1 protein-coding gene is annotated in these 1,318 nt (G+C 27.4%); it reads right to left on the bottom strand.

Annotated features, from left to right (window positions below):
* Positions 1 to 493: 493 nt before the first annotated feature.
* The gene (locus B3W71_RS13090; protein WP_346889377.1) at positions 494 to 1,210 is read right to left on the bottom strand and encodes a pseudouridine synthase; all 717 of its coding nucleotides are present in this window, start codon (positions 1,208 to 1,210) and stop codon (positions 494 to 496) included.
* Positions 1,211 to 1,318: the final 108 nt, after the last annotated feature.

Genomic DNA, 1,318 nt, shown 5'->3' with positions numbered 1-1,318 from the left:
TTTTGAAGATGCCTTATATATATTTTACACAGTACACCTAGTTTACAATAGATAACAAAAAATTTCTATATTTATCTTATAACAGATATGATTATCATATACTTACTTTTACTTTTATGTATTTTTAATTAATTTTATTTATTTATTGGAATTTATTTATACAAGAAAAAATCCATCGGGGGTAACCAATGGATTTTTTCCTTGCAATAATATACAATTAAATTCGACATAAAATAACCGTATAACCCTTGGGGTTAGGCTATACAAATAAATAAAAAGGGGTTATTTATTCTATTTATATTTTTATTATATATATTATTTCTTATATTTTCAAGTAAATTTATAATAAATAATATAAATTTATTGTTAATTTTTATATTTTCTACATATTACCTCAAAGTGCATTAATATACAAGTTGATGTATTTAAATGAATTTAATTGCTATAATTTTATAATCTTCTTATATCTACACTTTGTAAATTAAGTTAAATTTTATAAATTATTTAATATATCTATTTCTTCTTGAGTTAACTCTCTATATTCTCCCTCTTCTAAGGTTTCATCTAGTTCCATTGGTCCAAACTTAACCCTTTTTAGATACACAACAGACTTGTCTAGGGCCTCAAACATTCTTTTTACTTGATGGAACTTTCCTTCTTGTATTGTAACTAAAACTTCAGAACCATCCTCTGTAGAAGAAATTATCTCTAAATTTCCTGGCATGCACTTATAACCATCATCTATGACAATGCCTTTTCTAAAGCTTGCTATATCCTTTTCATCTACAGGTTTATCTATCTCTGCATAATAAACCTTATCTACATGATTTTTAGGAGAAATTAATTTATGATTTAAAGCTCCATCATTAGTAAGTAATAAGAACCCTACTGTATCCTTATCTAATCTACCTACTGGAAATGGCTCAAATACTTGATATTCTGGATCTAATAAATCTATAACAGTTTCATCATAATTATCAAAGGTTGCACTCACTACTCCTGCTGGCTTATTTAAAAGCAGGTAAACGTATTTTCTATACATTACCCTTTCTCCATTTACTTCAATAACCGCTGCCTCTGGGTCTATCTTAGTTGCACTGTCCTTTATAATCTCTCCATCAACTACAACCTCTCCATTTTTACAGCTAGCTTTAATCTCCTTACGGCTTCCATATCCCAAGTTACCTAATACTTTATCTAAACGCTCCATCTCATACCATCCTTTATTAATTTTTATCTATATGCTAATTTACTATCTGCGTCTATGTTAACTAGTAATAATATTATTAGTATTCGCTAAGGCATCTGAAAATAAATA

The organism is Clostridium sp. UBA1056, assembly GCA_002316385.1.
Taxonomy (GTDB): Bacteria; Bacillota; Clostridia; order Clostridiales; family Clostridiaceae; genus Clostridium_J.
Note: the sequence above shows the minus strand (reverse complement) of the source record. Positions and strands in the feature narration are given on the sequence as shown.

What these genes read in the sequence shown, in the direction of transcription:
- B3W71_RS13090 (WP_346889377.1), bottom strand. Translation starts at nt 1,210, where the DNA reads ATGGAGCGTTTAGATAAAGTATTAGGTAACTTGGGATATGGAAGCCGT.